We start from the raw sequence: 5,360 nt of genomic DNA on the forward strand, positions 1-5,360 counted from the left end.
CGTGGGCCGCGTCTGTGGTGTATAAGAGACACCCCGCGATGGAGACCGTCAAGGAGGCGGCGCGGGAGACCCCAAACTCACTGGGCCCCGGGCTGCCTTGGCAGCCCGGGGGCCCTCCGTTCATCCGCCGCCGACCCCTCGGCTCACAGGGAGTCGAAATCCCCCGCGAGGGCGGACGCGAGCCGCAGGTGCGACTCGGCCTCGTCGTCGCGGCCCTGACGCTGGAGCGTCCGGCCGAGCATGAGACGGGCGTAGTGCTCGACGGGGTCGTTCTCGACGAGGACGCGCAGTTCGGCCTCCGCCCGGCTGAGCTGCGCCGAGTGGTAGTACGCGCGGGCCAGCAGCAGACGGGGACCCGTCTCCTGCGGCACCTCCTCGACCAGGGCGTCGAGGACGCGCGCCGAGGCGGCGTACTCCTTGGCGTCGAAGAACATCCGGGCGCGCTCCCAGCGCTCCGCGGCCGTCCCGTGGTCGTAGTAGGTCGTGTCCACGTCTGTGACCTCCTCTGTTTCCTTCGACGGCCAGAACCACACGGTGTTGTTGAATATTCCACGACCTATGCGGTGGTGCACCGGCGGCTCCCCCGGCGCGTACGCCGGTTCTCGGCCGAGCGGCTGCCGGCGGACGGCGGGACGGTATGACGGGCGGTCCTCCACAGGGCTAGGTTGTGGGCCATGAGCAATCTTGATCGCGAGGCCGTTCCCGCGCTGTGCGGCGGCCGGGGCTTCGTGGTGGCGGAGCCGGTACGTGAACTCCTCAGCCCCCGCCGGGTCAAGCTCGGCGAGTCCAGCGAAGTCCGGCGGCTGCTGCCCAATCTGGGCCGGCGCATGGTGGGCGCGTGGTGCTTCGTCGATCACTACGGTCCCGACGACATCGCCGAAGAGCCCGGGATGCAGGTCCCGCCGCATCCGCACATGGGCCTGCAGACCGTCAGCTGGCTGCACGAGGGCGAGGTGCTGCACCGCGACTCCACGGGCAGCCTGCAGACGATCCGCCCGCGCGAACTGGGCCTCATGACCTCCGGCCGGGCCATCAGCCACTCCGAGGAGAGCCCGAAGTCGCACGCCCGCTTCCTGCACGGCGCGCAGCTGTGGGTGGCCCTGCCCGACACCGACCGTCACACCGACCCGCACTTCGAACACCACAGCGAGCTGCCCGTCGTGACGGCGCCCGGTCTCAAGGCCACGATCGTCCTGGGCGGTGTCGACGGCGCCGCCTCGCCCGGCACGACGTACACGCCGATCGTCGGCGCCGATCTGGCCCTCGCCCAGGGCGCGGACGTACGCCTGCCGCTGGAACCGGACTTCGAGTACGCCGTGCTGTCCATGTCCGGCGAGGCCCACGTGGACGGCGTCCCGCTGCTCCCCGGCTCCATGCTCTACCTAGGCTGCGGCCGCACAGAACTGCCCCTGCGGGCCGAGTCGGACGCGGGCCTGACGCTCCTCGGCGGAGAGCCGTTCGAGGAGGAGCTCATCATGTGGTGGAACTTTATCGGCCGTTCCCAGGCGGAGATCGAGCAGGCGCGCGCCGACTGGGCGACGGGGTCGCGGTTCGGAGAGGTGAAGGGCTATGACGGGGGTCCGCTCTCCGCACCGGCGCTGCCGTCGGTGCCGCTGAAACCGCGCGGTCGCACCAGGTAGTCCAGAACGCGGGTGGATCTGCCGTCAGTGCCGATCCACCTCGCTGCGCGAACCAACGGCAAGGAGCAGAAAGGGCCGACGGGCGGGGGCGGCGAGCGGCAGCCCCATGGGAATATTCTTCTGCAACCCAGGGTCCGACGGGAACGGTTACCCTGCCTCGCGTCCATGCCGAAGGGAGTACGAGTTGATCGAGTGGGTGCGGATGAGCACAGGCGCCAGGGCCGTTCCTCAGCCCGTCGCCACTCCCATAGTCTGGTTCGCGGCCTTCACCGGCGCCCTCCTGCTGCTGGCGATCACCAACCAATTCGGCGAACACGGGCGCCCCGGCACGGCCCTGCTCGCGCTGTCCCTCCTTGCCGCCGTACTCGGACTGTGCGCCCGCTTCACCGCCGCGCCAGGCACCGCCGTACTGTGCTGGCTGCTGCTCAACGGCTTCGCCATCCCGCCCGTGGGACAACTCACCTGGGCCGGACACCGCGACACCGCTTGGCTCGCGTGCCTCTTCGCCGCGACGGCCTTCGGAACCGGTCTCGCTCGGATCGCCAACGCCCGCGCCGCGTACCGGCGTATCACCTGAGCTCGGCGGGTCCTGCCGTGCCGTCGGCGGCAGGAACCGCCGCCTCCCGGCTCGGCTCCCCACGGGATGCCATGCGGCTGCGCGGGCGCGTACAGGTACCGCCGTCGCGGTCCTCGACCGGAGCCCAGGAAGGAGCCGGCGGCTGCCGAAGTGGCCCCGGCCGGTTCCAGGAACGTCTCAGGACTGTCACCGGGTGACCCTCGGCGCAGGAGTATCCCGTGTCTCAGGTGTCGGACCGCGGACCCACCCGCGGTGACACCCACGGGGAGGCAGAACCTCATGAACAGCAAGCGTTTCGCACTGATCGCCACGTCCGCCCTGACCGGCGCCCTGATGCTGACCGCCTGCAACGGCGACGACATCGACGCGGGCGGGGCGGCCCACGAGTCGGCGGGCGGGCACGCGTCGGCGGACTCCGCGCAGGCCGCGGGGGCGATCGGCCGCTATGGCAAGGACGCGGCCGGGGCCACGTTCTTCGCCTCGGTCCTCACCGGTGACAACGAGGTGCCGGTGGAGGGCAAGCCGGCGGTCGGTGACAAGGACGGCCGCGCCGTGGCGCTCATGCGCGTCCAGGGCCAGGACGTGTCCTTCGCGCTGGCGTGGAGCGGCACGGACACTCCGACCCTGGCGCACCTGCACCAGGGCGGGCGGGGAGTCAACGGCGATGTGAAGATCCCGTTCTTCACCGAGAAGCTCAAGGACGGCAGCAAGCACGTCTACGGCACGGTGAAGGTGAAGGACGCCGCGCTGCTGCGTGACATCAAGGCCCACCCCGAGAAGTTCTACTTCAACCTGCACACCGGCGAGTTCCCCGGTGGCGCCGTCCGCGGCCAGGCGTTCGCCCTCCCGGGCCGGGTCGATCTGCCGGGCACGATCCGGGACTCGGTCCTGCGCGGGGTCGTCAAGGGGTCCCAGGTCTACGCCTGCACCAAGCAGCCCGACGGCACCTACGCGTTCACCCAGGACAACGTCGAAGCGACCCTCCAGGGCGACATCGACCACACCTTCGCCAAGCCCGGCCCCACGGGGCCCCCGCAGTGGATCGCGCCCGACGGCTCCTCCGTCACCGGCAGCGTCCTCAACAAGTTCGACAACGGCGAGGGCAACATCCCCGAGCTCATCCTGAAGGCGACGCAGACGGGTGCGGACAAGGGGCTCCTGGCCAAGACGCGGACCGTCCTGCGGCTCAACACCGAAGGCGGGGTGGCCCCGGCCGGCACCTGCGACGCCGGTGCCCACCCCACGGCCAAGGTGCCCTACACCGCCGACTACCTCTTCCTCGCCACCCAGTAGCACCCCGGCACCCCGGGGTGGGGTGCCGCGTACGAACGAAGCGAGGAAGGCCATGAACACGTACAGCCGCATGTACAGCCGCATGTACAGCCATGCGCACAGCCACACGCACGGACACCGGAACCAGCACGGACACACGAACCGGTACCGATACGCGAACCACCGGAGGACCGCTTTCGCCGCGGGGGCCGTGGTGCTCGCCCTGGCCCTGTCCGCCTGCGGCGCCGACCGGCCCGGCGAGGGGGGTGCGACGCGGGCCGGGGACAAGTCGTCGGGGAAGTTCAAGCTGGAGGTGGTCGAGGAGTCGGCGGTGCCCCTGAGCTCCGAGGGCATCTCCGTCCGCCGGGACACGGAACTGGGCCCCCTCGTGGTCGACTCGAAGGGCAGCACCGTGTACGTCTCCAGGGCGGACGAAAGCCGTCCCGGCACGTCGAGTTGCACCGACGCGTGCGCGACGACCTGGCTGCCGGTCCCCGCGCGGGAACCGGCAGCAGCCCAGGGGGTGGCACAGGAACTGCTGGGCTCGATCACCCGTGCCGACGGGGTCGAGCAGATGACCATCGCCGGCCGGCCTCTCTACACCTACGCTCCCGGCAAAAAGGGAGACACGGCCGGGCAGGGCATCAAGGACACCTGGTACGCCGCGGCTCCCGACGGCACGAGAGCGGGCACCGAGCGGCCCGCCCTGGGCGTCCTGAACAGCCCGGAGCTCGGCCGGGTGCTGCAGGACAGGAACGGCCGGACGCTGTACCTGTTCACGAAGGACACGCCCTGGCCGATGAAGACGGCCTGTGACGCGAAGTGCCTGGAGAAGTGGACACCCAGCGAGCCCGTCACTGCGGCGGACGCGAAGGCCGCGGGGCTCGACCCCGGGGTTCTGTTCCCGTTCACCACTCCGGGCGGAGACCGGCAGGAGTCCTTCAACTGCTGGCCCGCGTACACCTTCAAGGGCGACAAGAAGCCCGGGGACACCAACGGGCAGGGCGTGGGAGGGGTGTGGTTCGCGATCAAGGCGGACATCCCCCGGAGCGACCGCGGAAGGACCGTGCCCGCGGCGAAGGGGTGAGGCCGCGGGACGACGGTGGAAAGTGACGGCCGCGGTGGCTCGCTCGTCACTCTTTCGGCACTGGCCCTTGCCTACGGTCGGTCCCGAAACCAGACCCCTCCCCGTGTGCTTCCGCGTCCGGACAGTCCCCCGCCTGTCCGGACGGAGCACCGGTGCGACAGAGAACCAGGAACAAGCCACCATGACGCTACTCGCGGGCATCGCTCCATCGACGACCTCGCCGGCTCCCGACCTCGTGGACGGCCTGGTGGAGCAGCACAGGGACGCACTCCTCGCCTACGCGCACAGGCTGCTCTCGGACCACCATCTCGCCGAGGACATCGTCCAGGAGACGTTCGTCAAGGCGTGGCATCACGCCGACAGACTCCTCAGCCGGGAAGGGTCCGTACGCGGCTGGCTGTTCAAGGTCGCGCGGAACCTGATCATCGACCGGTCGCGAAGCGCCTACGCCCGGTACGAGACGGTGACCACCGACAGCGGGGACCCGGCGCAGGAGGACCACACCGAACCGGCGCACGCGGCCATGGAGGCCGTTTCCCTGCTGCGGGGCGTTTCGGCGGACCACCGGAAGGTGCTCGTCTACCTCTACATCTACGGATGCAGCGTGGAGGAGACGGCACGCATCCTGGACGTGCCGTCGGGCACGGTGAGGTCACGTCGTCACCTGGCACTGCGTGCTCTGCGCAACCGGCGTTCGTCCGCGGGGAACTGACCCCGCACCGCTTCCGACCGCACGCTGATACGTACATACGCGCCGAAGGGCCCCACTCGTGCGAGTGGGGCC

6 protein-coding genes are annotated in these 5,360 nt (G+C 70.4%); 5 read left to right on the top strand and 1 reads right to left on the bottom strand.

Annotated features, from left to right (window positions below; translation table 11 throughout):
* Positions 1 to 143: 143 nt before the first annotated feature.
* Positions 144 to 491, bottom strand: a complete 348-nt coding sequence (locus ACFWGJ_RS41415; RefSeq protein ID WP_387334125.1) for a tetratricopeptide repeat protein — start codon at positions 489 to 491, stop codon at positions 144 to 146.
* Positions 492 to 674: 183 nt separating this feature from the next.
* On the opposite strand from ACFWGJ_RS41415, the gene ACFWGJ_RS41420 reads away from it, so the two are divergent.
* The 5 genes from ACFWGJ_RS41420 (at position 675) to ACFWGJ_RS41440 (ending at position 5,288) form a co-directional block, all read left to right on the top strand.
* Complete coding sequence (locus ACFWGJ_RS41420) at positions 675 to 1,640, top strand: pirin family protein (protein ID WP_387334126.1); 966 nt, start codon at positions 675 to 677, stop codon at positions 1,638 to 1,640.
* A gap of 184 nt (positions 1,641 to 1,824) precedes the next feature.
* Positions 1,825 to 2,217 carry a hypothetical protein gene (locus ACFWGJ_RS41425; protein WP_387334127.1) on the top strand — a complete coding sequence of 131 codons (393 nt, stop codon included), beginning with the start codon at positions 1,825 to 1,827 and terminating at the stop codon, positions 2,215 to 2,217.
* Between the two features lie 279 nt (positions 2,218 to 2,496).
* On the top strand, positions 2,497 to 3,510 hold the full coding sequence (locus ACFWGJ_RS41430; protein ID WP_387334128.1) for a CHRD domain-containing protein: 1,014 nt from the start codon (positions 2,497 to 2,499) through the stop codon (positions 3,508 to 3,510).
* 52 nt (positions 3,511 to 3,562) lie between these two features.
* A complete protein-coding gene (locus tag ACFWGJ_RS41435; RefSeq protein ID WP_381833080.1) occupies positions 3,563 to 4,576 on the top strand; it encodes an SCO0930 family lipoprotein in 1,014 nt (337 codons plus the stop codon).
* Positions 4,577 to 4,757: 181 nt separating this feature from the next.
* Positions 4,758 to 5,288 (top strand): sigma-70 family RNA polymerase sigma factor, encoded by a 531-nt coding sequence (locus ACFWGJ_RS41440; RefSeq protein WP_387334129.1) that lies wholly within the window; start codon positions 4,758 to 4,760, stop codon positions 5,286 to 5,288.
* Positions 5,289 to 5,360: the final 72 nt, after the last annotated feature.

It is taken from the genome of Streptomyces sp. NPDC060205 (genome assembly GCF_042728395.1).
Lineage (GTDB): Bacteria > Actinomycetota > Actinomycetes > Streptomycetales > Streptomycetaceae > Streptomyces.

Excerpts from the sequence above, each read along its gene's own strand:
- ACFWGJ_RS41420 (WP_387334126.1), top strand. The coding sequence starts at position 675 with ATGAGCAATCTTGATCGCGAGGCCGTTCCCGCGCTGTGCGGCGGCCGG.
- ACFWGJ_RS41430 (WP_387334128.1), top strand. The coding sequence starts at position 2,497 with ATGAACAGCAAGCGTTTCGCACTGATCGCCACGTCCGCCCTGACCGGC.
- ACFWGJ_RS41435 (WP_381833080.1), top strand. The coding sequence starts at position 3,563 with ATGAACACGTACAGCCGCATGTACAGCCGCATGTACAGCCATGCGCAC.
- ACFWGJ_RS41440 (WP_387334129.1), top strand. The coding sequence starts at position 4,758 with ATGACGCTACTCGCGGGCATCGCTCCATCGACGACCTCGCCGGCTCCC.